The organism is Amycolatopsis sp. (assembly GCF_025464955.1).
Classification (GTDB): Bacteria; Actinomycetota; Actinomycetes; order Mycobacteriales; family Pseudonocardiaceae; genus Amycolatopsis.
Genome location: NZ_JAODNM010000065.1, coordinates 12322 through 38215 on the forward strand (window position 1 = coordinate 12322; position 25894 = coordinate 38215).

Sequence of the window (25894 nt, forward strand, 5' to 3'; positions counted from 1 at the left end):
GATGAGGACATATCCCACCGGAGATGTCATGCTGAGGTCCCGATCGTGGCCTTCGTCGTGACTGATCATCGGTCCCCGCGAAGGCTGGAAGAAGGTTCCAGATGACCTGGGCAAGGCATGCCAGTCGACCCAATCCCGCAGAAGATCAAAGCTGGTTGGCAGGAGTTCGGGCCGAAGAAGAGGTACGTCTCACCGCACAGAACGGTCGCGCCGCACGTACGGTCGCCGGCCATTCCTCAGACGCTCTGGACTGCGCCGAACTGCTGGCGATGCTCGGTCTGGAAGCCGAAGAGGGTCGCAAGTCGGGCGCTTCCGCCTGATCTTCTCTCTCCCCAAAAATGAAGTTCACCCGGCAGGCTGACCGCCGATGCGGGTGGTCAGCTCTGCCGCGGTGCGCCTGACCTGGGCCGCGAGCTCGGGCCAGGTGTCCCCGCAGATCTTCGTCTCGTCCGCGCAGTGATGGCGGAACGTCACGCTGATCGCTGCCATGGGCCGGCCGCCGTGATCGAACACCGGATGGGCGACGGACGCGAAACCAGGCGTCACATGGCCGTCCTCGACGGCCCAGCCGAGCCTGCGTTCCGCGCTCAGCGTCCGTCGCAGCTCGGCCAGTCCCGCCGGGCCGCGGTCCGTGCGCTGGACGAAGGCCGAGGCGGCCGGGAACAGCGCGCGCACGTGAGGTGCCGGCAGGTGGCCGAGAATCGCCCTGCCCGACGCCGTGAGGTGCGCGGGTAACCGCACGCCGACCTCGGTGACGAGCGTCTCCGGGCGCCCTGGGCGTTCCTTGATCAGGTACAGCGACTCGTTGCCGTGCAGAACGCCCAGGTGGGCGGTGTGATGCGCGACGTCGACCAGCTTGCGCAGCAACGGGCCGGCGAGGCGTTCGAGCGGGTCGTGCCGCAGGTAGGCCGAGCCGAGTTCGAAAGCCGCGATCCCGAGCCCGTACCGCCGCTCGCTGCTCAAGTGCGCGACAAAACCGGCGGCTTCGAGCTCCGCGAGCAGGTGATACGTCGTCGAGCGCGGCAGTTCCAGCTCGCGCGCGACCGTCGCGGCCGACACCGGCCCAGCGCGTCCGGCCAGCACCCGCAGGATGGCAAGCCCGTTCCGCAGCGCCGGCACGTCACTTGAAGAGCCCATGTGTCTGGAATACCAGACGGAACCCGCGATCGGGTGATTTCGCTGCCCTCGGTTGGGCTGTGCAATAGGGGCATGCCGGAAAAAGTGCTTCTGGGCTCCGATCCGCTGAGTGCCGAACAGGTACTCGCCGTGGTCCGCGGCCTCGCCCCCGTCGGCCTGACCGACGCGGCGGAAAAGAACCTCGCCTCCACCCGTCAGCACATCGACGACCTCGCGCATGCCACGGAACCCACGTACGGCGTCTCGACGGGCTTCGGCGCGCTGGCCACCCGCCACATCCCCGTCGAGAGCCGCACGGCGCTGCAGCGGTCCCTGATTCGCTCGCATGCCGCCGGCGCTGGACCGATCGTCGAGCGGGAGGTCGTGCGGGCCCTCATGCTGCTGCGCCTGCGCACGCTGGCCAGCGGATACACCGGGATCCGGCCGGCCACCGCGAACGCGCTCGCGTCGATGCTGAACGCCGGGATCACCCCGGTCGTCCACGAATACGGGTCGCTCGGGTGCTCGGGTGACCTCGCGCCGCTCGCGTCGGTCGCGCTGGCGCTGATGGGCGAGGGCCAGGTCTTCGACATCACGGGCAACCTTGTGCCGGCTGCCGACGCCCTGCGCGAGGCCGGGATCACCCCGGTCGTGCTGGCCGAGAAGGAAGGCCTCGCGCTCACCAACGGCACCGACGGCATGCTCGGCATGCTGCTGCTCGCCGCGGCGGACCTGCGACGTCTGCTCGACATCGCCGACATCACCGCGGCGATGAGCGTCGAAGCTTTGCTGGGTACCGATCGCGCGTTCGCCGCGGATCTGCAGGCGCTGCGTCCGCACCCAGGGCAGGCGCGGTCGGCGGCGCGGATGTTCGCCGCACTGGCCGATTCGGAGATCGTCGCGAGCCATCGCGGCCCCGACTGCCCCCGCGTCCAGGACGCGTACTCGATGCGTTGCTCGCCTCAGGTTCACGGTGGCGCAAGGGATTCGCTGACCCACGCGGAACTGGTCGCCGACCGCGAACTGGCGTCCGCTGTGGACAATCCCGTGGTGCTCGCCGACGGCCGCGTCGAGTCGAACGGCAACTTCCACGGCGCGCCCGTGGCGTACGTGCTGGATTTCCTGGCGATTCCGCTCGCCGACGTTGCCAGCATTGCGGAGCGGCGCACCGACCGGATGCTCGACAAGGCCCGTTCGCACGGACTGCCGCCGTTCCTGGCGTTCGACCCGGGTGTCGATTCCGGGCACATGATCGCGCAGTACACCCAGGCCGCGATCGTCAGCGAGCTCAAGCGGCTTGCGGTGCCGGCGTCGGTCGACTCGATCCCGAGCAGCGCCATGCAGGAGGACCACGTCTCGATGGGCTGGTCGTCGGCACGCAAGCTGCGCAAAGCAGTCGACGGGCTGACCACGGTCCTCGCCATCGAGCTGCTCACCGCGTCGCGGGCGCTCGACTTCCGCGCCCCGCTCAAGCCGTCCCCGGTCACCGCCGCCGTGCGGGACCTCGTGCGCACCCGCGTCGAGGGCCCGGGACCCGACCGCCACCTGGCGCCGGAAATCGCCGCCGCCGAAGATCTCGTCGCGTCGGGCGCAGTCCTGGCCGCCGCCGCCGAACATTGGGAGTACTGATGAGCGAGAGCCGTGTCGTCCGTGCCGCTCGAGGCACCACGCTGACCGCGAAGAACTGGCAGACCGAAGCCGCATTGCGGATGTTCCACAACAACCTCGACCCCGAGGTCGCCGAGCGGCCCGAGGACCTGGTCGTCTACGGCGGCACCGGCAAGGCCGCCCGCAACTGGGCCAGCTTCGACGCGATCACGCGCGAACTGACCACTTTGGACGCCGACGAGACACTGCTTGTCCAGTCCGGCAAACCGGTCGGGGTGTTCCGTACGCACGAGTGGGCGCCGCGGGTGCTGCTCGCGAACTCGAACCTCGTCGGCGACTGGGCGAACTGGCCGGAGTTTCGGCGGCTGGAGCACCTCGGGCTGACGATGTACGGGCAGATGACCGCTGGTTCGTGGATCTACATCGGCACGCAGGGCATTCTGCAGGGCACGTACGAAACCTTTGCCGCGGTGGCGAAAAAGCTCGCTTTGAATGGGCGCGGTGGTGGGACTCTGCGCGGAACGCTGACCGTCACCGCTGGGCTCGGCGGAATGGGCGGCGCGCAGCCGCTGGCCGTCACGATGAATGACGGCGTCGCGCTGGTCATCGAGTGCGACCCGGCTCGTGCGCACCGCCGCGTCGAGGGCCGATACCTCGACGAGGTCGCCGACGATCTCGACGACGCGATCCGCCGCGTCACGGAGGCGAAGAAGGCGAAGCGCCCGCTGTCGGTCGGAGTCGTCGGCAACGCGGCTGAGATCCTGCCGGAGCTGCTGCGTCGCGATGTCGAGGTCGACATCGTCACGGACCAGACGTCGGCCCACGATCCGCTGGCGTACCTGCCGAAGGGAATCAGCGTCGAGGATTGGCACGACTACGCGGCGAAGAAGCCCGACGAGTTCACCGATCGCGCGCGCGAGTCGATGGCCGACCACGTCGACGCGATGCTCGGGTTCATGGACAAGGGCGCCGAGGTTTTCGACTACGGCAACTCGCTGCGTGGCGAGGCGAAAGCCGGCGGCTGCGAGCGCGCGTTCGACTTCCCAGGGTTCGTACCGGCGTACATCCGGCCGCTGTTCTGCGAGGGCAACGGCCCGTTCCGCTGGGCCGCGCTGTCCGGTGACCCCGAGGACATCGCCGCGACCGACAAGGCGATGCTGGAACTTTTCCCGGAGAACGAGTCCCTCGCACGCTGGATCAAGCTCGCCGGGGAACGTGTTGCCTTCCAAGGGCTTCCGGCACGGATCTGCTGGCTCGGCTATGGCGAGCGGCACCTCGCGGGCCTGCGTTTCAACGAGATGGTGGCCAGTGGTGAACTGAAGGCGCCGGTTGTCATCGGACGTGACCACCTCGACTCGGGCAGTGTCGCGTCGCCGTACCGCGAGACCGAGAGCATGGCCGACGGCTCGGACGCGATCGCCGACTGGCCGCTGCTCAACGCGTTGGTCAACACGGCGTCCGGTGCCAGCTGGGTGTCCATTCACCACGGTGGCGGCGTCGGCATGGGACGGTCGATCCACGCCGGTCAGGTATGTGTAGCCGACGGAACCGCGCTGGCGGGCCAGAAACTCGAGCGCGTGCTGACGAACGACCCCGGCATGGGTGTCATCCGGCACGTGGACGCCGGCTACGAGCGTGCCGCGACCGTCGCCGACGAGCGTGGTGTCCGGGTGCCCATGCGGGACCAGGCGTGACGGCGAGCAGGCTGCTGGACGAGATCGCCGGGGTCGGTCGCGACCGGGCGCGCGGTGGTTATTCGCGGCACGCCTTCGATAAGGTCGAGGGCGAGCTGCGGACCTGGTTCGCCGAGCGCGCGGGACGGCTCGGACTGGACGTCGACACAGATCGTAACGGCAACCTGTGGGCCTGGTGGGGCACGCCGGGTCCGGACGCCGTCGTCACCGGGAGCCATCTCGATTCGGTTCCCGGAGGCGGGGCGTTCGACGGCCCGCTCGGTGTCGTCAGCGCGTTGGACGCGGTGGAAAGCTTGCAGGGCAAGGGGTTCGTTCCGGCCAAGCCGTTCGCTGTGGTCGTGTTCGTCGAGGAGGAGGGTGGTCGCTTCGGGGTGCCGTGCCTCGGCTCGCGGCTGATGACCGGGTCGCTCGACGCTGACAAGGCGCGCGGGTTGCGTGACCCCAACGGCGTCACGCTCGCCGAAGCCGCAGTGCAAGCCGGGTTCGATCCGGAGCGGTTCGGCGCCGATCCCGACGCCCTCGCGCGGATCGGGCGGTTCGTGGAACTCCACGTCGAACAGGGCCGCGGGCTGATCGATCTCGGTGCGCCGGTGGCTGTCGGTAGCACGGTCATCGCGCACGGCCGGTGGCGATTTTCCTTCAGCGGGCAGGGAAACCACGCCGGCGCGACGTTGATCGGCGACCGGCACGACCCGATGCTGCCGGCGGCCGCCATGGTCGCCGCCGCCCGGCGGCTCGCCATCGCGACCGGTGACGGCCGGGCCACTGTCGGCAGGCTGGTGCCGGTTCCCGGTGGTACCAACGCGATCGCGTCCACTGTGGACCTTTGGCTGGACGCGCGGGTTCCCAGCGGCGACCGCACGCGGACGCTCGTCGGTGAGATCACCGAAGCCGCCAAGGAAGCCGCGCGGGCCGAAGGCTGTCTCGTCGCGGTGACAGAGGAGTCCTATTCGGACACGGTCACGTTCGACTCAGGGTTGCGGGACGAGCTCAACGCGCGACTGGGTGGCGTTCCGGAGCTGCCTACGGGTGCCGGGCACGACGCGGCGATCCTTGCTGCTCACGTGCCCGCGGCCATGCTTTACGTGCGCAACCCGACGGGCGTGAGCCATTCGCCCGAGGAGTTCGCCGAGGTTGACGACGTCGACCATGGCGGACGCGCGCTGGCAGACGTCCTGGAGCATCTGTCGACATGACGACATATTGGTGCGAGTACGCGTGGCTGCCCGACGGCGTGGCGAGCGGGGTGCGGGTCGACGTCGTGGGCTCGCGGATCGAGTCCGTGACCGTCGGTGCGCCCCGCGCTGGGACAGTCCTCGAGGGACTGACCACGCCGGGGCTCGCGAATGGACATTCGCACGCGTTCCATCGCGCGCTGCGCGGACGTACGCACGACGAGCGTGGCACGTTCTGGACCTGGCGTGAGCGCATGTACACCCTCGCCGCCAGGCTCGATCCGGATTCGTACTACCGGCTGGCGCGCGGGGTCTACGCGGAGATGGTGCTCGCCGGGTACACCAGCGTCGGCGAGTTCCACTACCTGCACCACGCGCCGGGAGGGCGGGCGTACGCCGATCCGAACGACATGGGCGCGGCACTCGCGCGTGCGGCGGCGGACGCGGGAATCCGGTTGACGCTCCTGGACACTTGTTACCTGGCCGGGGGAATCAGCGTCCCGCTCAACGACGTCCAACGGCGGTTCTCCGACGGTTCGGCTGAGAACTGGGCAAAGCGGGTCTCTGGACTGTCCGAAAGCGACCTTGTGCGGGTCGGCGGCGCTGTCCATTCGGTCCGCGCGGTTCCGGCGGCTCAGCTGGCCGAAGTCGCTGTACCCGGTGATCGGCCGTTGCACATCCACCTTTCCGAGCAGCGTGCCGAGAACGAGCAGTGCTTGGCCGAGTACGAGCTGACGCCAACGGAGTTGCTGGCGGACAAGGGATTGCTCACGGAGCGACTGACCGCGGTGCACGCCACTCACCTCACCGAACGCGATATCGGGTTGCTCGGCGGAGCTCGAAGCCGTGCGTGTTTCTGCCCGACCACCGAGCGCGACCTCGGCGACGGCATCGGTCCGGCCCGCGCGCTCGCGGACGCGGGTGTCGGGCTTTGCCTTGGCAGCGACAGCAACGCCGTTGTCGACGCCTTCGAGGAGACCAGGGCCCTCGAACTGAACGACCGGCTCGCGAGCGAGTCGCGAGGCCGGTTCACCGTGTCCGAGCTGATGTCCGCCGCGGCCGATCACGGCGCGCTGGGGTGGGACGACGTCGGTGCGTTGGTGCCGGGCGCAGCCGCGGATCTTGTCACGATCGGGCTCGGCTCGGTACGCACGGCGGGCATTGAGCCTGAGGGCGTGCTCTACGCGGCCTCTGCCGCGGACATCGACCAGGTTATGGTCGCCGGGCGCTGGGTCGTGCGGGACTCCGCGCACCAGTTGATCGAACGGCCCGAACGGGTGCTCGTCGAGGAGATCGAGGCGTTATGGCGACAGTGATCACCGGGATCGGCGAGCTGACCACGAATGATCCCGAAACCGGCAAGCTCAATGACGCCGCGCTGGTGATCGAGGACGGGAAGATCGTCTGGGCCGGCCCGAATGCCCAGGCTCCGGCCGCGGACGAGCGCGTCGACGTCGAGGGTCGGGCCGTGCTGCCGGGCTGGGTCGACAGTCACACGCACCTCGTCTTCGCCGGCGATCGCACGGCGGAGTTCGAGGCGCGGATGGCCGGGAAGCCTTACCAGGCAGGCGGAATCGCGGTGACGGTCGGTGCGACGCGCGCCGCCTCCGACGCCGAGCTGACCGCGAACCTGCGTCGACATGTCGATGAGGCTGTGCGTCAGGGCACGACTTGCCTGGAGACCAAGACGGGCTACGGCCTGTCGGTGGTCGACGAGGCGCGGTCGGCGCGGATCGCGGCCTCGATCGTCGACGAGGTGACCTTTCTCGGTGCGCACCTCGTGCCGCCGGGCGCCGGTGCGGAGTCCTATGTGGACTTGGTCTGCGGCGAGATGCTCGACGCTGTTGTCGACGATGTCCGTTGGGCCGACGTGTTCTGTGAGACCGGCGCGTTCGACGAGGACCAGTCTGAACGGGTGCTGCTGGCGGCACGTGACCGCGGACTCGGCCTGCGAGTGCACGGAAACCAGCTCGGTGAAGGCCCCGGCGTCCGGATCGCCGTCGAACTCGGCGCCGCGAGCGTCGACCACTGCACGTACTTGAGCGACGACGACGTCGAGGCGCTCGCGGCGTCGGAGACGGTCGCGACGGTGCTGCCGGCGTGCGACCTGTCGACGCGGCAACCGCTCGCCCCCGCCCGGCGGCTGCTGGACGCCGGTGCCACGGTTGCCTTGGCCAGCAACGCGAATCCCGGCAGCTCGTACACGACGTCGATGGCTTTCTGTGTCGCGACGGCCGTGCTGCAGATGCGGATGACCGTCGAGGAGGCGGTCTGGTCGGCGACCGCAGGTGGCGCGCGGGCGTTGCGGCGCAACGACGTCGGTGCCTTGCGGGTCGGTGCGAGGGCGGACGTCCACGTGCTCGACGCCCCGTCCGTCACGCACTTGGCTTACCGACCCGGCGTCCCGTTGACTTGGGCAGTATGGCGTTGCGGTGAGCGCGTCTTCTGACACTCCCAGCGACCTATCGCACTTTTGCGCTTTTGCGGGGTACCGCGCGCCCGCAACGAGGACACTCTTGCACAAAAGTGCCCCGCAACTCGCCGTCGAGTTGCGGTCTCTGAGAAACTAAGACACCCCACAAAAGCGCAAAAGTGCGGGCTAGTGGAGAGGGAACCGGGCGCGGTGGGCGGGGCTGAGGTGGGCGAGGAGGTCCTCGGCCAGCGGCATGAGGTCGTGGTCGGCGGCGGCGCGGAGGACGCCCGGTAGGCGTTGTGGCGGCAGCAGGCCGATGACGTGGTCCAGCCGGGATTTGTCGTCGAGGACGAAGGCGACCTGCAGTAACGCGACGTCGGGCATGACGTCCAGGCAGGCCACGACCGTCCGGTCGGCGAGGTGGCCGACGAACCGGCCGATGGTGATCCAGTCCTCGCGGCGGGTCAGTTCGGCGGCCACGTCGACAACGGCCTTGAGCGGTATACCCGAGATGATCGCGCTCGCCCGGCGCGGGTCCAGCTCGACGGCGACGTCGGCGAGATAGCCCGTCGGGAGCCGCTTGGCGACGTCGACGCCTCGCGACGCGTCGATCACTCCGGCGATCCTCGCGCACAGCAGCGGGCCGAAGACCTTCTCGCCGATCTTGGCGAGCAGCGGCACGGGCAACAGCCTGCTGGCCAGTGCCATTCGCTGCAGCACGGCCAGGTTGGCGTCGAACAGCGTGTCGGTGACTTGCCCGCGCAGGCGTTTGAGGTCTTCGGGGTCGACGTTCTCGAGATAGGCGAAACGTTCGGGGCCGACGCTGAGGACACGCGCGAGTTTGAGGATCTCCGGCCTGGTACTGAACTCGCTCACAGGCCGACCACCTTGCGTACCGCGCCGCGCAGCAACTGCGGCACGTACCGGAGGCCTTCCTCTCCCGCCTTCGCCAGTGCGGCCGTTTGACGGTGTTGCGCGTCGTCGAGCGCTCTCGCGAGGTCCTGCTTCGCGGCGTCGTCGAGGGCTGCGATGCCTTCGGGAAGCGGTCCGCCGAGCTGGTCCGCCAACCTGCGAACGGGCCGTTCAGTCATGCTTCGCCTCCGATTGACCACGATGTCACTAGCCGATCATCATGCCTCAAAGTCGGCCACTAACGTGGTGAGCATGGCTGAGATCGAGACTTCCACAGTCGCCGTGGGCGACCTGTCCGCTTATCTGGCGCGTCCGGTGGGAGGCTCCGCGGCCGGCATGGTGCTGCTGCCGATGATCACCGGCATCGGCGAGCAGGTCCGCGAGTTCGCCGACACCATCGCCCGGACCGGTGTCACCGCGCTGACCTGGGATCCGTTCCACGGCCCGAGCGCGGACAGTCACTCGTTCGAGCAGCTCATGGCGCTGTACCGCGCGTTCGATGACGCCGTCGCTCTCCGGGAACAGGGCGAGCTGCTGGACCACCTGCTCGGCGAGCTGGACTGTGCCAAGGCCGGAGTCATCGGCTGGTGCCTCGGCGGGCGCTTCGCCCTCCTTCTCGCCGGTAGCGACGAGCGGGTCGCCAACGTCGTCGCCTATCACCCGACCGTGACGATCCCGCCGGCGCCGAACCACGACCTCGACGCCGCCGAGTACACCGCCCGGATCACCGCGCCGGTGATGATGCTCTACCCCGGTGCCGACACGCTGGTGTCGAAGGAGAGCTTCGAGCGCCTCCAAACCGCGCTCAACTCGCGGGAAAAGGGCGCCAGTATCATCCACGTCTATCCGAACGCCGAGCACGGCTTCTCGGGCAGCACCCGGCAGGCCAACCCGATCAACGCCGAGGCGTACGCCATCTCGTGGCCGCAAGCCCTGGAGTTCATCCGCGTCACGACGGCGAAGTAGTCCTTACTTTCGTCTGCTCGCCGGCATCCACGCGGTGGCCGGCGGAGCCGCGTTCCTGTCGCCGAAGGTGGCGCAGCGGGTGATCGCGCAACTGTCCGGCGGCCGCCTCAGCCGCGCCACCGCTGCCCGCGAGCTGATCGCCGCACTGACCGAGCGTGAGCGGGAAGTGCTGGCGTTGCTGGGAAGCGGACTGTCCAATGCGGACATCGCGCGTCGGCTGTTTGTCGTCGAGGGGACGGTCAAGGCTTACGTCAGCGCGATTCTCGGCAGGCTCGGGGTGAAGAACCGGGTCCAGGCCGCGATCACAGCCTACGAGGCAGGTCTGGTCGGCTGAGCGGAGCGGTTGCGGAGCCCCCTCGGGGCCACCCTTGTGGCTTTGAACGCCATCAGGGTGGCCCCGAGGGGTCTTTGGACGTGACGGGATCAGGCGTCGCGGCGGCGGAGGACGGTGACGCCGGCGAGCAGAGCGGCGGCGGTCCAGGCCGCGCAGATGAGCAGGCCGACCCAGTGCGGGTAGGGCGAGAAGGTGCCGAAGACCGGGTTCGCTTCGCCGGTCGGCGTCATGGCGTTGACCCCGGCGAACCCGGGGAAGTAGTCGACGACCTTCGCCGAGATCGCCGACGCGGACAGCAGGGGCAGCATGACGATCAGCACGATCATGGTGACGATCGAGGCGGCGGTGCTCCGCAGGGCGGAGCCGATCCCGAGGCAGAACAGCCCGAGCAGCGCGAAGTAGCCGCCCGTCGCGACCGCCATCGAGAGCGCGGTCCCGATCGACGTGCTCGGGCCGTGGTCGCCCTTCACCACGGCGGCGAGCCCCGTGCCGAGCGCGAACAACACGAACCCGAGCGCGAACAACACCGGCACCAGTACGGCGCCTTTCGCCAGAAGCAAACGATTGCGCACCGGGACCCACTGCAGTGACGCCCGGATGCTGCCGCTCGTGTACTCACTGGTGATGACCAGCGTCGCCATCGCGATGACGACGAACTGCGCCAGTTAGAACACCGCTGACACGCTCATCCCGGCGGCGGACAGTGGCCGCTGTTGCGGCTGGTGAGCCGCGGTCCCCAAGACCCCGCTGAACGCGAGCACGACCACGGTCGCACTGATCAGGCCGGCCCAGGTCGAGCGGACGGAGAACAGCTTCGTCGATTCCGCCGCGATGGCGCCGCGCAGGCCGCCATGGCGGTCAGTCGTCTGGTAGGTCATGACCTTCACACCCCTGCCTTGTGCGAGACGCCGTACTCGACCGAGCCGGCGGTCAACTCCATGTACGCCTGTTCCAGCGACGCCGTCTGCTCGGTGAGACCGTGTAACCGGACGCCGAGCTCGTACGCGAGGTCGCCGACACTGGCCACGGTCGTGCCGTGGGCGATCAGCTCGTCCTCAGCGCCGGGCTCGACGGTGACACCGCGCTCGGACAACCTCCTGCTCAGCGCGTCGAAATCACCTCGCCGGGGTAGGCGGACCGACACCCCGCTTCGGGAGTGACCGGCGATGAACTCGTCGATGGAGGCGTCGGCGAGCAGCTTTCCCTTGCCGATGACGACCAGTTGGTCCGCGGTCAGCTGCATTTCGCTCATCAGGTGACTCGATACGAACACCGTCCGCCCTTCGGCCGCCAGCGAGCGCATCAGCTGCCGTACCCAGCGCACGCCGTCCGGGTCGAGCCCGTTCACCGGCTCGTCGAACATCAGCACCCGCGGATCGCCCAGCAGCGCGCCGGCGATCCCGAGCCGCTGGCCCATGCCGAGCGAGAACTGCCCCGCGCGTTTGCCCGCGACGTCCGTCAGCCCGACGGTCGCGAGCACTTCCTCGACCCGGCGCGCGGGGATCCCGTTGCTGCGGGCCATCGCGAGCAGGTGCTTGCCCGCGCTGCGGCCGGGATGCAGCGCCTTGGCTTCCAGCAGCGCACCGACTTCCCACAGCGGATGCGGCAGTTCGGCGTACGGTTTCCCGTCGAGGAGTACCCGGCCCGAGGTCGGCCGGTCGAGCCCGAGCACCATCCGCATGGTGGTCGACTTGCCCGCGCCGTTGGGCCCGAGGAAGCCGGTGACCTGGCCCGGCTCGACGCGGAAGGTCAGGTCGTTGACGACGGTCTTTTCGCCGTAGCGCTTGGTCAGTCCTTGAAGCGTGATCATCTTCTCCCCAATGTTCGACTGGGAGAAGTCTGCGGCCGGCGGGGGTCAGCGGACATCGGTCTTCGGACCAGGCTGACCCCTGACTTTCGTCAGGGGTCAGAGGCGTTCGGCGGAGCGGAGAACCAGGCCACCACTGTCCAAGATGGACTTTCCGCCCAGATCGCCGAAGGTGGGGCCACCGGCGGCCGCGCGGCTGGACAACACCCGGTGGTGGCCCTCGCTGTCGACGCCGAGGTAGATCCCGACCTGCGGCTCGGTGCGCGAGTCAAAGAACACCAGGTCGCCGGGCTGCAGCCGGGTGTGTTCCGTGGCCTGCCGTCCGGCTGCGGAAATCACCGGAGTGCCGGTTTGGGACATCGCCGCCGCGGACCGCGGCAGACCGCCGCCCGTGTTCTCTCCGCGCAGTGGATATCCGCCGCGATAGCCGTAGACCAGGCGGATGAAACCGGGGTCGTCGACCGACCCGTAGCGGCCGGGGTCGGCGTTCTCGTGCTGGCCGTCCGGGAAGTCCCACGCGATGCCGAGGTAGTCGGTGAAGTCCGCGTTCCCGAAGGCGGCATCGCCCGCGATGCGTAGTTTCTTGTCGTTCTTGACCACCCGGGCGCCGTCGAGGTACTGCATGGCGATGGCCAGGATGTCCGGTTTGGTGCTGGTTCTGGTCTTCTCCAGCCAAGGCTGAAACCAGTCCGCCGTCTCCTCGTGCTGATTCCAGACGCGCGGTGCGAGCCGGACCGACGTCGTCGTGGTGACCGTCGACGCGGTGGCCTTCGGCTCTCGGAAGGTCCTGGCCTGACCGGTGACCACGGCCGTCCGCGAGCCGTCGGTGAACGTCGCGACCAGCGCGTCCGAGCTGTCGCGGACCTGTGTCCGCGCGGGATTCGCCAACCTGTCGAAGGTGTAGGCAGGCGGGGCCGAGGTCGCGCTGCCGATCGCGGAGACGGAGGAGACCGTCGCCGCGGCCGTGTCCTGCCCGGCGAACCGGACCGTGCCGGCACCCGAAAGGCCGATCACCAGTGTCAGCGCGGTTATCCGCAGCAGTCGTCGCTTGTTCATACTCACCTCGGTTTCAGATTGTCGGGACCAGCCCGACCAGCACGCCGCTGATCAGGATCGCGTAACTCACCGCACTGACCCCACCGGTCGCCAGCAGCGTCGCGACCGGCCGCTGGCGTACCAACTGGTAGGCGATCAGCCCCGGTACGACAAAACCGAGCGTTTCGTGTGCCAGCAGCAGTGGGAAATCGGTTTGCACGAACACCAGCAACGACGTCTGGAGCAGCACCCCGAGCAATACGACGGCGGCGAACAACCGCTTGCCGTAGAGGATCACCACGCGCTGCAAACCCTTGGTGCCCAAGTACGTCAGCGTGGTCATCAGCACGATGATCGCCGCTCGGCGGAAGTCCTCGACCATGGTCAGCGCGATCCAGCCGGGCGTGATCATGCCGCCGGGGGACAGGTTCGTGGTCAGGTAGCAGACCAGTGACAGCAGCAACCCGACGGCCAGCCCCACGGTCGCGATCTCCGGAGCCAGTTGCGTGGTGATCACGCCGCGCCCAGCTTCGCCAGCTCCGCGATGAGGAGTTCGCCCTGACCGTGGATGTTGCCGATCGCCACCACCGACGCTTCCGGGCCGATCCCGTCGATGATCCCCCGCACCACGTCCTTCGCTGTCCGCGTGCCACCGAGGTCGAGCACCTTGCCGTGCCAGTCGCCGGGGATGGCGACCCGCGCGCTGCGGGTCGGCTCGCCGATCAGCACGACCCGCTCCGGGGCGATTTTCGGGATGAGGGCGCCCATCTGCCCGTTGCGTTCGGTCCGATCCGGCCGGCAGTTGATCACCACGTGCAGCGGATCGGCGATCGCGCCCTGACCGCGCAGCCGGTCGATGTTCATCAGGGTCGACGCGGGGTCGTTCGCGGCGAACACGTTGGCGAACCGGAGCCGCTGCCGTCCGGCCTGGTAGTGGTGCACGCGGAGAACGCCCGGATCCGGTGGGGCGGCCCACATTCCGGCCAGCGCGGACCCCCTGTCGACGTTCAGCAGCGCGGCGACCGTGAGGGCGATCGCGACGTTCTCCTTGAAGGTGATCCAGCCGAAGCGCCGCATCTCCTCGTCGGTGACCGCTTCGGGGTCGACGGCGATCAGCTCGCAGTTCCGCTTGGCGGCCTCCTGCCGCAGGATGGGCAGCCGTTCGACCTCGGCGGTGACGCAGACGCCGCCGACGGGCATCGAGCGGCACAGTGAGCGGGCGACGTCGTCGAGGGTGGGGCCCATTTCGGCGAGGTGGTCCTCGCGGACGTTGCAGAGCACGCCGATGGTGGCCTGGATCAGCTTGCTCTGGTTGATCTCCTGCAGGTCGGGCAGTACGGCCATGCACTCCATGACCAGCGCGTCCGGCCGGTAGGCGGCCGCGCGGCGGACGATCCCGATCTGCTCGACGACGTTGGCGATGTCGAACTTGCGGTACACCGGTTCTTCGGTGCCGTCGGGATGGATGAACCGCGCTGCCGTACCGGTGGTCTTTGCCGTGGTGACGAGTCCGCCGCCGCGGAGCGCGCCAGCGCAGAGGCGGGTGATCGAGCTTTTCCCGCGGATGCCGTTGACCAGCACCCGAACCGGGATGATGCGCAGGTTCCGGTAGTGGCGGCGTTGCTCCAGCAGGCCGGCGGTGAACATCGCCAGTGCGGACACGAGCAGCGTCCAGTAGAGGAAAAGCACGTCAGACCTCGTTGTCTGTGCCGATGAGGCAGGGAAGGCGAGTGCTGTCCGCGGGAACGTCCTGGCCGAGCAGCGCACGGCGGCACAGCTCGAGGCAGGAAGCGATCGTGCCGATCTCGTCCTGACGCTGTGGATAGCCCACCGAGGTGAGATCACCGTCCGCGATCGCTTGAGCGGCCAGCGCGACGCGGCGTAGCGGCCGCAGCACCAGCAGGAAATGCCAGCCGTACAACAGAATCGCGACGACAGCGGTCAGCAGCGCTGCCACTCGACCGCCGTCGCGTTCGGCTGTGCCGGCCGCGTCGAGCGCGTTGATCGGCTGTTCCGCCACGACCGCCCAATGGAGGTTCGCCGCGCCACCCGGATCGGTTAGCCCGTGCGCGCCGATCACGGCCGAATCGGTCGTTTCCTTCGCGTCGTCGCCCGCGAGTGCCAGCGCGACCTCGTCCCGGGCCGGGCCTTCGGGGAGCACGGCGAAAGCCAGATAGCCCTGGGTGTCGGCGATCGTGCGGTAGCCGTCGTCGACCAGCCGGACGCGGCCGCCGGCGGGCTTCAGCAGCGTCGCCATCCACGTGACGTCGAATTCCCCGATCAGCGTCTGCCCGTCGGGCATGCCTTCGTAGGCGAAGACCACCGGGAGTCGTCCGCTCGTGTTGTCCTGCCGGATCCCTTCGCCGTTCGGCAGCGTCCGCTGGTCGCGGAACGGGTCCCGGCCGCTGTTCAGGGTGACTTTGCCGTTGGCGTCGGTGAGATAAACGCTGCGAAACCGCGTCTTTCCGGCAGTGAGCTCGCCCAGCATCGTGCTGAGCCGTCCGGGCGTCTTGCCCTCGCCGAGCCGGGCGACCTCGCGCAGTTCGTACAGGCCCTGGTCCAGACTGCGCTGCACCGTGTCGGCCGAATGGGTGACGCGCAGGTCGTGGTTGCTGACCAGCGTCGGTGAGATCGCCGTCCCGTGCATGCCGAGCGTCAGCGCGACGGTGGCGGACCAGCCGAGCAGGGCGAGGGATACCAGAGCTACCACCAGGTGGGCCGATACTCCTCGGTTTTGTCTTCGGACAAGGGGTTTTCCGTGGCGCAGCCGGATCCGGACGACTTCGAGGGCCTTGGCCGCCCGCCGCACTTCGCTGGTCCGCGATCGGCGGACCACGTCGTCCAGCCGGTGGGAGGCGACGGCGAGGGCGTCCGCGCGCAACTGCCGGATCGGGGTGACGACGACCTTCCGCAGCAGGAACGTGCTGCCGGCCGCCAAGACGAGCAGGGCCGCTGCCGGCAGCAACCCCGGATACCGTGCGGGCAAGGGTTCGAGTGGTACCTGGCTCACCGAGACCAGGGAAAGGCCAAGCGACCCGGCGATGTCGCCCGCTGTGACCGGCGCATAGGAGACCACCGGTGCGATGGTGCCCTGGGTCGGGCCGATCAGTACGCCGTCCTGCCCGGCCGCCGCCGCGGAAACAGCCTGGCTCACCAGGCCGCGGGTGCCGGGGTCGTCCTTCGCGGGCTCGTCTCCGTGGGTTTCGAGAACCTTGCCGCCGGCGGTGACCAGCCGCAGGTTCTGGTGCTGGTCGGCGTCGAGCTGCGCCGACACCGCACGCAGAGCGGTCGCGGCGACGAGCAGCTGCCCGGCGCGAGAGCCGGACAGCGGCGCGGCGGTGAGCACCATCGTCAGGCCGTCGGCCCGGGCGACCGCCTGTACCGTCACGTTTCCGCCGGAACCGCCGAGCAGCCCTTGGTAAGGCATCGGGTCCCCGCACTGGGCGAGCGCTTTTTGCGTCCGCGTGTCCACCACGGCGATGCTCCGCCAGACCGGGTAGGCCTTGCTCAGCGTCCGGACCACCGTGGGAGTGTCCGCGGTGTCGAGGACGCCGGAGGAGACGGCCACCCGGAGCTCGCCGGTGTTGCCGGTGACGGCTGTCGCCACGGCCTGTGCGAGCGACGTCGTCGTCCGGCGCTGCAGCTCGGCGACTCCCCCGGGTACCGCCTTCGACGGTGGAGTGGGGCCGAACAGCGACAGCGGCCCGGTGGTGACGAGGTACAACGCCGTGAAGGCAGTGATGAAAAGGAGCAGGACAAAACCAGTGAGGGAGCCGACGCCGGCTCCACTCGGGAAGCCGGCCTCGGCCAGTTGGTCCGGCAGGTCGATTGGCGCCCTGCCGCGGGCGTGTTTCTTCAAACCATTCACCCTGGGCCCAGGCCTTTCGGGTTTGTTTGAATAGGGTCGCGAATACCGGCTCGTGACTCTATTTCTGGTGACGGAGCGCAATTGGTCGCTCGCATCGAGACGCTACAACTATCTGCAGCAGGCTGACAAGGGGCAAGGTGACGCAGTTCGCCGGCGGGTGGTTGTCCCTCTCGGCCCTGCTGTCGCCTCCGTAGGGCTGACCCACCTTTTCCTTTCCTCGAATTCTTGCGCCTATTTCCGGAGTTTTTTCTGCGCGCGAAAGGGCAAGTCGTATCGCCACCACAACTCGGCAGCGATGTGACGTTTCGTGAAAGCCGCCGTCGCGAAAGGGCGAGTCGTTACGTACCGCGGGGTTTGAGGCGTTTGGTCGGGCTGGCGGATGTCGGGTCCTCCGGCCACGGGTGTTTCGGGTAGCGGCCGCGGAGGTCGGCGCGGACGGCGAGATAGCCGTTGTGCCAGAACGACTCGAGGTCGGCGGTGACAGCGGCGGGACGTCCGGCGGGGGAGAGCAGGTGCAGTACAACCGGCACTCGGCCACCGGCGACGCGCGGGGTCGCCTGCCACCCGAACGTCTCCTGCAGTTTCACCGCCAGCACTGGCTCGTCGGCGGTGTAATCCACCTTGACGTGCGAGCCCGATGGCACCTCGATCCGGTCGGGGGCGAGGTCGTCGAAGGCGGTCGCGGCGGGCCACGGCAGCAGTCGCCGGATCGCGTGGCCGCCGTCGATCTTGCCGAGATCGGCCGCGCGGCGGGCTTTCGACAGCTCCGGCTCGAGCCAGCGGTCCAAACCGGACAACAACGCGTCGTCGTCGACAGCGGGCCACGGTTCGCCGAGTACCCGGTGCAGGAACGCCATGCGCTGCCGGAGCCGCCCGCCGTCCTGGCTCCACCGCAGCAGCCCCAACCCCCGATCCCGCAAGCCGTCGATCAACGCGGCTCGGACCGCCGACGCGTCGGGGTTACGCAGGGATCGCTCGGACAGGACGATCGCGCCCAGTTTGCGGACGGACCGGGCGATGAGGTCGCCTCCGCTCCAGCTCACCTCGTCGGCTTCCGACACCAGGTTCGGCGCGGCCCGGACGGCCAGCGCGAGGTCCGCCCGGGCGGCGAGCCGGATGGTCCCGTTGACCCGGCCGGAATCACGGGTCGCTTCGGCCACCGCGAGCCACTCGGTGTCGCCTAGCCCGCTGCCCGGCGGGAGTTCGGCGGCGGTGCCCCCCGCCATCAGATACACCGGTGAGCCCGGCGTGCGCTGCCGGGCGAGGCGTTCCGGGTGGGCGAGGGCGACGACGAACGCGGCGTCCCCCGATCCCGTGGCGGAACCGCGTTTGACCAGGTCGGCGAGCCGTTTCGTATCGGTACGCCAGCGACGTGACGTCTCGTCGGTCACGGTCCGCAGGCGGCGCAGCTCGGCGTCCACATCGGTCAGCGACGCGCCCGTGTCCAGCAGGGCGACAACTTCGGCGGCGGTCCGTGCGCCGACTTCGTCCGCGCCGTCGAGCAGGGCGCGCGCCAGCCGCGGATGCAGGCCCAACGCCGCTATCCGACGGCCGCGCGCGGTGACTGTGCCGCTCTCGTCGGTGGCGCCAAGGGTGACGAGCAGCGCGCGACCGGCTGCCAGCGGGCCCTCGCCCGGCGGATCCCACCACGAAAGCCCGGAGCCGTCCGGAGTGGACCAGCAGGCCAGTTCCAGCGCCAGCCGCGACAGCTCCGCCGTGCGGATCTCGGGCTCGGGGTACGCGGGCAGGCTCGCCTGTTCATGCTGGTACCAGCACCGGAAGACCGATCCCGGCGCCTCCCGCCCGGCCCGCCCGGCGCGTTGGTCGGCCACCGCCGCGGAGACCCGGACGGTGGCCAGCCCCGGCAGGCCCCGTCGGTGGTCGACCCGCGGCACCCGGGCGACGCCGGAGTCGACCACCGCGCGGACACCCGGCACGGTCAGGCTCGACTCGGCGACGGCCGTCGAAAGGACCACCCGCCGCCTCGGCCCGGTCCGCAGCGCGGCATCCTGCCTTTCGGCACTGAGCCTGCCGTGCAGTGGGAAGACGTCGACGCTGCCCAGTCCGGACAACATCCCGCCGACCCGCGCGATTTCCCCGGCTCCGGGGAGGAAGACCAACAGGTCACCATCCACTTGCGACAGTGCGGTGTGGACAGTCCGGGCGACCGTCGCTTCCAGGCGCTCTCCGCGGGAAGGCGGGTGGTACGAGATCTCGACGGGGTACGTCCGGGCTTCGGCGGTGATGACCGGCGCGTCGCCCAGCAACGTCGCGAGCCGCCCGGAGGCCACCGTCGCCGACGTCGCCAGCAGCCGCAGGTCTTCCCGCAGGCCACCGCGGACGTCGAGCAGCAACGCCAACAGCAGGTCGGCGTCGAGATGGCGTTCGTGGCACTCGTCCAGCAGCACCGTCGACACCCCCGGCAGCTCCGGGTCCCCTTGCACGCGACGCACGAGCAGGCCGGACGTCACGACCTCGATCCTGGTGGCGGCCGAGACCTTGCGGTCGCCACGCACCGAATAGCCGACCGTCTCGCCGACCCGTTCGCCGAGGATGGACGCCATCCTGGCTGCCGCGGCCCGGGCGGCGAGGCGCCGCGGCTCGGCCACCACGATTCGGCCCGGCGCGTGCTCGGCCAGCGCGAGCGGCACGAGCGTGGTCTTCCCGGTGCCCGGCGGCGCGACCAGCACGGCGGTGCCGTGGACGTCCAGCTCCGCGGTGAGTTCACCGAGAACCGCGCGAATGGGCAGGTCGGGCAGCCCGATCACTGTTCGGTGACTTCGGGCGGCGGGGGAAGCTTGTAGCCCGACGGCCCGATGTTGCGGGTGAGCGAGTCTTTCCAGGCGCCGCTGCTGATCATCTTCTTGATCGCGGTGCCGAGCGCGGCCTGGCCCTGGGTGTCGCCCTTGCGCAGGCCGATCCCGTAGCGCTCGGTGGAGAACGGCTTGCCGACGATCCGCAGCAGCTCCGGATCCTGCGTGACGTACCCGGCGAGGATCGCCGCGTCGGTCGTGACGGCGTCGACCTGGCCGGCCAGCAACGCCGTGACGCAGTCGGGGTACCGGGGGTATTCGACGAGCTGCACGGCCTGGGCGAAATGGTCCTTGACCTGCTGCGCGGAGGTCGAGCCGGTGACCGAACACAGCTTCTTGCCGTTCAGGCTGTCCGGCCCGGTGATGTCCGTCGAGGTCAGCCGCACCAACAGGTCCTGGCCGGTGACGAAGTACGGGCCGGCGAACGAGACCAGCTGCTTGCGCTTGTCGGTGATCGAGTACGCCGCGACCACGATGTCGACCGCGCCCGAGGTGATGTCGGTCTCGCGGGAAGCCGAGGTGCTCTCGTGCCAGGTGATCTCAGCGGCGTCCACGCCCAGCTCGTTCGCGACGTACTTGGCGACATCGACGTCGAAGCCCACGAACCGGCCGTCGATGGTGCGTTGCGACAGCCCGGGCTGGTCGAAGCGGATACCGATGGTCAGGTGACCGCGGTTTTTCGCGCGCACGACCAGGGCATCCGAGTCCGACGCCGTCGACGAGCAGGAAACGAGGAGCAGCGCGACGGTGGCGAGGCTCGCCAGCCTGCGAAAGCGCATCCGCCCCTCCTTCGAGTCCCCTACCGGGTTGACCTCACGGTTTTCTCAGGTCTGCTGGTTAGCCTAAGCAGGTGCCTCATCCGCCTCCACGCGTGCTCGACACCGTCGGCACCCTCGCCCGGCTGGGACTGGCCGCCGTTTGGCTGGTCTCCGGTGCACTGAAGATCAGCGACTCGGGCCAGACGTTCATTGCCGTGCGAGCCTACGACGTCCTGCCTGACGGCCTCGTCCGGCCGGTGGCCACCGCGCTGCCGCTACTCGAACTCGCGCTCGGCGTGTTCCTGCTGGTCGGCCTCGGCAAGCGGATCGTGGCGGTGGTGTCGGTCCTGCTCCTGCTGGTGCTGATCGCCGCGATCGCCCAGTCCTGGGCGCGCGGGCTGAGCATCGACTGCGGCTGCTTCGGCGGCGGCGGTCATGTAGCTGCAGGTCAGACGCAGTATCCGCAGGAGATCGCCAGGGACACCGGGTTCGGATTGCTCGCGGTCTGGCTGATCGTGCGGCCGCGGACGTGGTTCTCTCTCGACGGATGGCTCCGACCGAACCGGCCGGTTGCGGACAGTGCCGATGACACCGATGACGTTCACGTTGACGTGATGGAAGGAAACTGATCGAGGTGGGTGGAGCTGAACGCAACGCTCGGAAGCGTCGCCAGCAACAGACGGCGAGCCGTCGCACGCCGGCGTCGCGTGCCGTGGCGCAGGCGAGGGGCAGCGGCGACCGGAAGAAGATCATCGCGATCGTCATCGGCGTGGTGGTGCTCGCCGCGGTGGTGATCGGCGGGGTCGTCTGGACGAACGCGTCGAAGAACGCGACCGAAGGCACCGCCATCGGCACGGCCGGCATCACTGCCCCCGCGGCCGGCGTGGTCGAGACCCGCAACGGCGTGGTCGTCACGACCGGCAAGCCGTCCGCGAAGGCGTCGATCGACATCTACGCCGACTTCCTCTGTCCCTTCTGCGGTCAGCTCCAGTCGAACTACGGCGCGCAGATCAACCAGGCGATCAACGCCGGCCAGCTCAAGGTGAACTGGCACATGGTCGACCTGCTGAACAACAACTCCGACCCGGCGGGCTACTCTCTGGACTCCGCGAACGCCGCCCTGGCCGCGGCCGACGCGGGCAAGTTCACCGTGTTCCACGACGCGTTGTTCGCCCACCAGCCCGAAGAGGGCAAGCGCGGGTACGACAAGGGGCAGCTGATCCAGCTCGGCAAGGACCTCGGCATCACCGATCCGAAGTTCGCCGCGGCGATCAACGGCAGCACGTACAACCAGCAGATCGACGATGCGTTCAACCAGGCCGCGAAGAACCCGGCGCTGCAGACCACCAGCTCGCAGGGCACCGGCTTTGCGACGCCGACGGTCGTGGCGAACGGCAAGATCCTCAACACAACGGATGCGACCTGGCTCCAGCAGGTGATAGCCGGAGGCGCGGCTTAGGTCGTTTCGCGGTCTGGCTCAGTCAGGTTGGGAGCGGGCGGGGTGGTCGCTACACGGCCGCCCTTGCCCGCCAGCACGAACGGAATCAGCCACAGCAGTGCCGCGGACGGCCACATGCGGCCGCCGCCGTACTCGCGGTTTTCGGGTAGAGCGATCGGATCCGGTGCGTTTATCAGCGAATTGGACGGTTGCGCATAGGTCCTTCTCAGGAACCTGAGGTGTGCTGGAAAGCGAACAGCCGGGTGGCCAAGGGGAGTCGACAGACATGAACGAGCACGAACAGCAGGGTCAGGCCGGGCCGCAGAGTGGCAGCCCCTGGCCGGGTTACCAGTACAGCGGTCAGTACGGCTGGCAGCCGGGCGGGTACCCGACACCGCCGCCTCCGCCGCGGCCGCGTTTCGGCCGCAACCTGGGCCTCGCGCTCGGTGCGACCGGGCTCGCCCTCGTGCTCGGCGCCGGTTTCCTCGGCTGGTCGCTCGGTTCCGGGCACGGATCGTTTGGCGCCGCGGGGAGTTCCCGGCAGGCCGGCGGTGGCGTCCAGCAGATCTGGAACACCCCGAGCGGCTCGGCCGACCCGTCGGCGGCGGTGCAGAAGGTGGTCCCCGGGCTGGTCGACGTCAACACCGAGCTCGGCCTGCAGAACGGACGTGGCGCGGGCACGGGCATCGTGCTGACCGCGGACGGCGAGATCCTGACCAACAACCACGTCGTCGAGGGCGCGACGAAGATCTCGGTCACGGATATCGGCAACGGGCAGACGTATGACGCCACAGTCGTCGGTTACGACCGGACAGAAGACGTCGCCGTGCTGAAGCTGTCGAATGCTTCCGGCCTGGCCACCGCGCCCATCGGTGACTCCGGCAAGGTCGCGGTGGGCGACCAGATCGCGGGCGTGGGCAACGCGGGTGGGGCCGGGGGTGCCCCGAGCGTCGCCCCGGGACAGGTGACCGGGCTGGGCAAGTCCATTACCGCCACCGACGACTCCGCCGGCACCGCGGAGCAGCTCGCCGGGCTGATCCAGATCGCGGCGGACATCCAGCCGGGTGACTCCGGTGGCGCGCTGGTGAACGCGGCCGGACAGGTCGTCGGGATGGACACCGCGGCGTCGACGAGCTACCAACTTGGGCAGCGGGGCGGCAACGGTGGGAACAGCGGCAGTGGCGGCAGCGGGACCGCCGCGCAGGGCTTCGCGATCCCGATCAACCAGGCGCTGTCCATCGCGCACCAGATCGAGTCCGGAACGGCCTCGGCCACCGTCCACCTCGGCGAAACCGCGATCCTCGGTGTTTCGGTGGGCAACGCGGGCGGCTCCGGCGTCGCGATCGGGAAGGTCCTCTCAGGCGGTCCCGCCGAGCAGGCCGGGCTTGCCGAAGGCGACGTCGTCACCACGTTGGATGGGCAGCCGGTGGCTTCGGCCAACGCGCTGACCACCGCGATGGACCGGCACCACCCCGGCGACAAGGTGACGCTGGGCTGGACCGACCAGCAGGGCCAGGCGCACACCGCGACCGTGCCACTGGCCACCGGCCCCGTCGGCTGACCCAGCGTGGCTCGTGAACGTTCCAGCCGGTTAGAACCGGCTGGAACAGTCACGAGTCCGAAGCGGGCGCAACCTGCTGATCGCGGACTAGGCGGGCTTCGCGGCGACGGTGGCGAAGACGTCGTGGGCATCCTGGTCGTAGAGGACGAATCGGACCAGGGTGATGGTCGATTCCGCAGTCAGGGCTTCGCGGACCGTGGTCAGCGCGATCTCCGCGGCCGAGCGCACTGGCCAGCGGTAGATGCCGGTGGAGATCGCCGGGAACGCGACGGTCTTGGCGCCGAGTTCGGCGGCCACCTGCAGGGAGTTGCGGTGGCAGTCGGCCAGGAGCGATGAGCGGTCCTCGTCGTCGGACCACACCGGGCCGACGGTGTGGACGACCCAGGCGGGGCTCAGCATAGGGCGACAGCGGACGCCGTGAACGTGGATTTCGGCGGCCTGAACGTGGGACTCGCGCACTTGAGCGTGGGACTCGCGGAGCGGGTGTGCCGCTGCCGTGAGTCCCACGTTCGTGTGCGTTAGTGCGTGACGACCAGGGTGGCGCTGCCGGCGGGGATGGTGACGGTGACGTGCTTGCCGCTCACGTGCAGCGCCTTCGGCGACGGCGTGAACGTGCCGCTCGCGTTCACGCCGGAACCGGCGATGGTGATCGACGTCGAGTCGATAGCCGGGGCCGTCAACGTGTATTGGCCGGCGCCATACGCCGCCGACTTCAGGGTGACGTTGACGGTGACCGCCGACGTGCCCTTGTTGTTGAGCACCACGTTGTTGCCGATGCCCCACGAGCTGACGCTGCTCGCGCCGGACACCGTCGCCGCATGCAGCGAGCCCGTGCCGGCCAGCTTCCACAGCAGCTCGCCGTAGTACACGCCCTGCACGCCCGTCGGGGTCAGGCCGGAGTACGCGATCGGCGAGTATTCCAGCGGGAACTGCGTCGAGGTGCCGCCGTGGAAGTTGACGCCGTCACCGTTGTGCGCGGCGATGCCGTACATGAAGTCCAGCGTCCAGAGCGAAGCCGCCTCGACGTTGCTCACCCCGGGCGTTCCGCCGTGGTAGTACGAGTTGGCCTCGCTCATCCGCCACTGCGGGATCTGCTGGGCGGTCTTCGTGGCGCCCAGCGCGGTCTGGTCGGCGTCGTAGATGCCCGAGCTGTTCGACGCGAGCATCCCGGCGATCGTGCCGGTGGTCTGGTCGCCGATGTAACTGTGCATCGTCAGTATGCCGAGGCCGTTGGCCTTCTCCTTGGTGGCAAAAGGAGTCAGCCACGCCCGCTGCCCGTTCGTGGCGCCGGGACCGTCGAACACGGCCCCGGGCACCTTCGCCCTGATCGCGCCCTCGTAGGACTCGTACGCGGTCTCGTAGGTGGCCTCGGTGTTGTAGAAGTTCGGCTCGTTGCCGATCTCGAACGCCTCCAGGCTGCTGCCCAGCACCTTCGCCGCGACCTGCGCTTCGTTGGCCGCGTTCGCCGCCGTGTTGGTCTTCAGGTTGATCCCGTAGATCACCTTCCACCCCGTCGCCTTCACAAAGGCGGCCAGCTTGGTGACGTCCGGAGGCGCGACTTCGGCGGCCGAACCGCCCGCGCCCGCCGGGTTCCAGTTCACGATGTCTACGAGGTTGCCGCCGATGCGCAGGCTGCTCGGCCCGAGCAACCGGAACAACTTGACCAGGTTGCCGTCGGCAGGGTCGAACATGCCGGCGCCGACGCGGTCCTTCTCGTAACTGAAGCCGGCGAATCCCTGGCCGACGTGGCCGTTGCTCGCCGAGCTGATCGACACGGTCACGTTCGTCGCGGCTTGCGCCGGTACGCCGACCAGGCCCGTGGCAGCCAGCGCCACCAGACCCAGCAAGGCCGAGGAACGGATCATGGGTACACCTCCAGAATCCCTGGCGGCGGGAGGGCAACACTACCTCAGCGATGATCAGCGCGGCCGCCGTCGAGCGGGTGACCCGGTATCACCAGCCGCGCATGTCGAGGGCGAGCTCGGCGTACGCGGTGTGGTCCGCTGAACCACGGCGACCTAATTATTGTCACCATCGCGTTGGAGAGCGATATCGGCCGCCGGAAGGTCGGTCCGTTCCGGATGTTCCGGCCGTTGGTGACCGCACTGCTGATCATCCCGTTCTTCTTCAAGGGAACGGATTTATCTGCTGGCGTGGCTGATGATCACCGAAGCGAATATCTTCCTCAACCTCGCGATGATGCTGGCCCGCTGCGATGTGTTCTATTTCCGCGGCATGGCGGCGGCGAAGGCCGGTGGTGCCCCGGCGCATACCTTCGCGAAGGTCGAGAAGGAGAAAGTTCGTTCTTGACAAGGTGCCGGGGTTAGGCCAACCGGGTCGACATCCTGTCGGATGCGTCGGCGAGGGGTCACAGTAATTGGCCTGGCTGTGGTGAG

At 69.0% G+C, this 25894-nt stretch carries 25 protein-coding genes and 2 pseudogenes; 13 read left to right on the forward strand and 14 right to left on the reverse strand.

The features are described 5' to 3' along the window. The first annotated feature begins 101 nt into the window (after nt 1–101). Nucleotides 102–320 (forward strand): hypothetical protein, encoded by a 219-nt coding sequence (locus JWQ81_RS14755; protein ID WP_297541732.1) that lies wholly within the window; start codon nt 102–104, stop codon nt 318–320. Between the two features lie 25 nt (nt 321–345). Here JWQ81_RS14755 and JWQ81_RS14760 read toward each other — a convergent pair whose 3' ends face one another. Continuing rightward, the gene (locus tag JWQ81_RS14760) at nt 346–1137 is read right to left on the reverse strand and encodes an IclR family transcriptional regulator (RefSeq protein ID WP_297541734.1); all 792 of its coding nucleotides are present in this window, start codon (nt 1135–1137) and stop codon (nt 346–348) included. A gap of 72 nt (nt 1138–1209) precedes the next feature. On the opposite strand from JWQ81_RS14760, the gene hutH reads away from it, so the two are divergent. From hutH to hutI, 5 genes are read left to right on the forward strand one after another with little or no spacing between them, the layout of a single operon-like run. Continuing rightward, complete coding sequence (gene hutH / locus JWQ81_RS14765) at nt 1210–2745, forward strand: histidine ammonia-lyase (protein WP_297541736.1); 1536 nt, start codon at nt 1210–1212, stop codon at nt 2743–2745. Beyond that, nucleotides 2745–4418, forward strand: coding sequence for a urocanate hydratase (hutU, locus tag JWQ81_RS14770; protein ID WP_297541738.1), 1674 nt, complete (start codon nt 2745–2747; stop codon nt 4416–4418). The genes hutH and hutU overlap by 1 nt, the downstream gene beginning before the upstream one ends. Continuing rightward, on the forward strand, nt 4415–5614 hold the full coding sequence (locus JWQ81_RS14775) for an allantoate amidohydrolase (protein WP_297541740.1): 1200 nt from the start codon (nt 4415–4417) through the stop codon (nt 5612–5614). Before hutU ends, JWQ81_RS14775 begins: the two co-directional genes overlap by 4 nt. Further along, nucleotides 5611–6909 (forward strand): formimidoylglutamate deiminase, encoded by a 1299-nt coding sequence (locus JWQ81_RS14780; protein ID WP_297541742.1) that lies wholly within the window; start codon nt 5611–5613, stop codon nt 6907–6909. The genes JWQ81_RS14775 and JWQ81_RS14780 overlap by 4 nt, the downstream gene beginning before the upstream one ends. Continuing rightward, nucleotides 6897–8042 (forward strand): imidazolonepropionase, encoded by a 1146-nt coding sequence (hutI, locus tag JWQ81_RS14785; RefSeq protein WP_297541744.1) that lies wholly within the window; start codon nt 6897–6899, stop codon nt 8040–8042. The genes JWQ81_RS14780 and hutI overlap by 13 nt, the downstream gene beginning before the upstream one ends. 150 nt (nt 8043–8192) lie before the next feature. Here the strand turns inward: hutI and JWQ81_RS14790 are convergent, their stop codons facing one another. Together JWQ81_RS14790 and JWQ81_RS14795 are read right to left on the reverse strand one after the other, a co-directional pair. Further along, nucleotides 8193–8882, reverse strand: coding sequence for a hypothetical protein (locus JWQ81_RS14790; RefSeq protein ID WP_297541745.1), 690 nt, complete (start codon nt 8880–8882; stop codon nt 8193–8195). Beyond that, the gene (locus JWQ81_RS14795; protein WP_297541747.1) at nt 8879–9097 is read right to left on the reverse strand and encodes a hypothetical protein; all 219 of its coding nucleotides are present in this window, start codon (nt 9095–9097) and stop codon (nt 8879–8881) included. The genes JWQ81_RS14790 and JWQ81_RS14795 overlap by 4 nt, the downstream gene beginning before the upstream one ends. Nucleotides 9098–9170: 73 nt before the next feature. Here JWQ81_RS14795 and JWQ81_RS14800 point away from each other — a divergent pair, with 73 nt between their 5' ends. Beyond that, nucleotides 9171–9884, forward strand: a complete 714-nt coding sequence (locus JWQ81_RS14800) for a dienelactone hydrolase family protein (RefSeq protein ID WP_297541749.1) — start codon at nt 9171–9173, stop codon at nt 9882–9884. Between the two features lie 13 nt (nt 9885–9897). Then, nucleotides 9898–10218: pseudogene (locus JWQ81_RS14805) on the forward strand (response regulator transcription factor); the annotation flags it as partial. A gap of 89 nt (nt 10219–10307) precedes the next feature. Here JWQ81_RS14805 and JWQ81_RS14810 read toward each other — a convergent pair. The 9 genes from JWQ81_RS14810 to JWQ81_RS14850 all read right to left on the reverse strand — a co-directional run bounded on the left by JWQ81_RS14810 (nt 10308) and on the right by JWQ81_RS14850 (nt 20520). Further along, on the reverse strand, nt 10308–10883 hold the full coding sequence (locus tag JWQ81_RS14810) for an ABC transporter permease subunit (protein WP_366942290.1): 576 nt from the start codon (nt 10881–10883) through the stop codon (nt 10308–10310). Then, the gene (locus tag JWQ81_RS14815) at nt 10884–11096 is read right to left on the reverse strand and encodes a hypothetical protein (RefSeq protein WP_297541751.1); all 213 of its coding nucleotides are present in this window, start codon (nt 11094–11096) and stop codon (nt 10884–10886) included. Between the two features lie 5 nt (nt 11097–11101). Continuing rightward, a complete protein-coding gene (locus tag JWQ81_RS14820; RefSeq protein WP_297541753.1) occupies nt 11102–12028 on the reverse strand; it encodes an ABC transporter ATP-binding protein in 927 nt (308 codons plus the stop codon). A gap of 96 nt (nt 12029–12124) precedes the next feature. Then, nucleotides 12125–13081, reverse strand: coding sequence for an NlpC/P60 family protein (locus JWQ81_RS14825; RefSeq protein WP_297541755.1), 957 nt, complete (start codon nt 13079–13081; stop codon nt 12125–12127). Between the two features lie 13 nt (nt 13082–13094). Continuing rightward, nucleotides 13095–13577 (reverse strand): poly-gamma-glutamate biosynthesis protein PgsC/CapC, encoded by a 483-nt coding sequence (locus JWQ81_RS14830; protein ID WP_297541758.1) that lies wholly within the window; start codon nt 13575–13577, stop codon nt 13095–13097. Then, entirely contained in the window at nt 13574–14749 is a 1176-nt protein-coding gene (pgsB, locus tag JWQ81_RS14835; RefSeq protein ID WP_297541760.1) for a poly-gamma-glutamate synthase PgsB, read from the reverse strand. Before pgsB ends, JWQ81_RS14830 begins: the two co-directional genes overlap by 4 nt. A 1-nt stretch (nt 14750) precedes the next feature. Beyond that, nucleotides 14751–16919, reverse strand: coding sequence for a methyl-accepting chemotaxis protein (locus JWQ81_RS14840; RefSeq protein WP_297541762.1), 2169 nt, complete (start codon nt 16917–16919; stop codon nt 14751–14753). Nucleotides 16920–17266: 347 nt separating this feature from the next. Next, the gene (gene hrpB, locus JWQ81_RS14845) at nt 17267–19693 is read right to left on the reverse strand and encodes an ATP-dependent helicase HrpB (protein ID WP_297541819.1); all 2427 of its coding nucleotides are present in this window, start codon (nt 19691–19693) and stop codon (nt 17267–17269) included. Further along, nucleotides 19693–20520, reverse strand: a complete 828-nt coding sequence (locus JWQ81_RS14850) for a glutamate ABC transporter substrate-binding protein (protein ID WP_297541764.1) — start codon at nt 20518–20520, stop codon at nt 19693–19695. Before JWQ81_RS14850 ends, hrpB begins: the two co-directional genes overlap by 1 nt. Before the next feature lie 92 nt (nt 20521–20612). Between JWQ81_RS14850 and JWQ81_RS14855 the strand changes: the two genes are divergently transcribed. The 3 genes from JWQ81_RS14855 (at nt 20613) to JWQ81_RS14865 (ending at nt 23498) form a co-directional block, all read left to right on the forward strand. Next, nucleotides 20613–21128, forward strand: a complete 516-nt coding sequence (locus JWQ81_RS14855) for a MauE/DoxX family redox-associated membrane protein (RefSeq protein ID WP_297541821.1) — start codon at nt 20613–20615, stop codon at nt 21126–21128. A 5-nt stretch (nt 21129–21133) separates the two neighbouring features. Beyond that, a complete protein-coding gene (locus JWQ81_RS14860; RefSeq protein ID WP_297541766.1) occupies nt 21134–21958 on the forward strand; it encodes a thioredoxin domain-containing protein in 825 nt (274 codons plus the stop codon). Between the two features lie 265 nt (nt 21959–22223). Then, nucleotides 22224–23498 (forward strand): trypsin-like peptidase domain-containing protein, encoded by a 1275-nt coding sequence (locus JWQ81_RS14865; protein ID WP_297541768.1) that lies wholly within the window; start codon nt 22224–22226, stop codon nt 23496–23498. Nucleotides 23499–23585: 87 nt separating this feature from the next. Here JWQ81_RS14865 and JWQ81_RS14870 read toward each other — a convergent pair. Beyond that, nucleotides 23586–23882 (reverse strand): annotated as a pseudogene (locus JWQ81_RS14870) (macro domain-containing protein); the annotation flags it as partial. Between the two features lie 134 nt (nt 23883–24016). Next, nucleotides 24017–25363 carry a hypothetical protein gene (locus tag JWQ81_RS14875; RefSeq protein WP_297541770.1) on the reverse strand — a complete coding sequence of 449 codons (1347 nt, stop codon included), beginning with the start codon at nt 25361–25363 and terminating at the stop codon, nt 24017–24019. Here JWQ81_RS14875 and JWQ81_RS14880 point away from each other — a divergent pair. Together JWQ81_RS14880 and JWQ81_RS14885 are read left to right on the forward strand one after the other, a co-directional pair. Further along, on the forward strand, nt 25362–25505 hold the full coding sequence (locus JWQ81_RS14880) for a hypothetical protein (RefSeq protein WP_297541771.1): 144 nt from the start codon (nt 25362–25364) through the stop codon (nt 25503–25505). The two genes, JWQ81_RS14875 and JWQ81_RS14880, sit on opposite strands and share 2 nt — an antisense overlap. A 153-nt stretch (nt 25506–25658) precedes the next feature. Continuing rightward, a complete protein-coding gene (locus tag JWQ81_RS14885) occupies nt 25659–25808 on the forward strand; it encodes a hypothetical protein (protein ID WP_297541773.1) in 150 nt (49 codons plus the stop codon). Nucleotides 25809–25894: the final 86 nt, after the last annotated feature.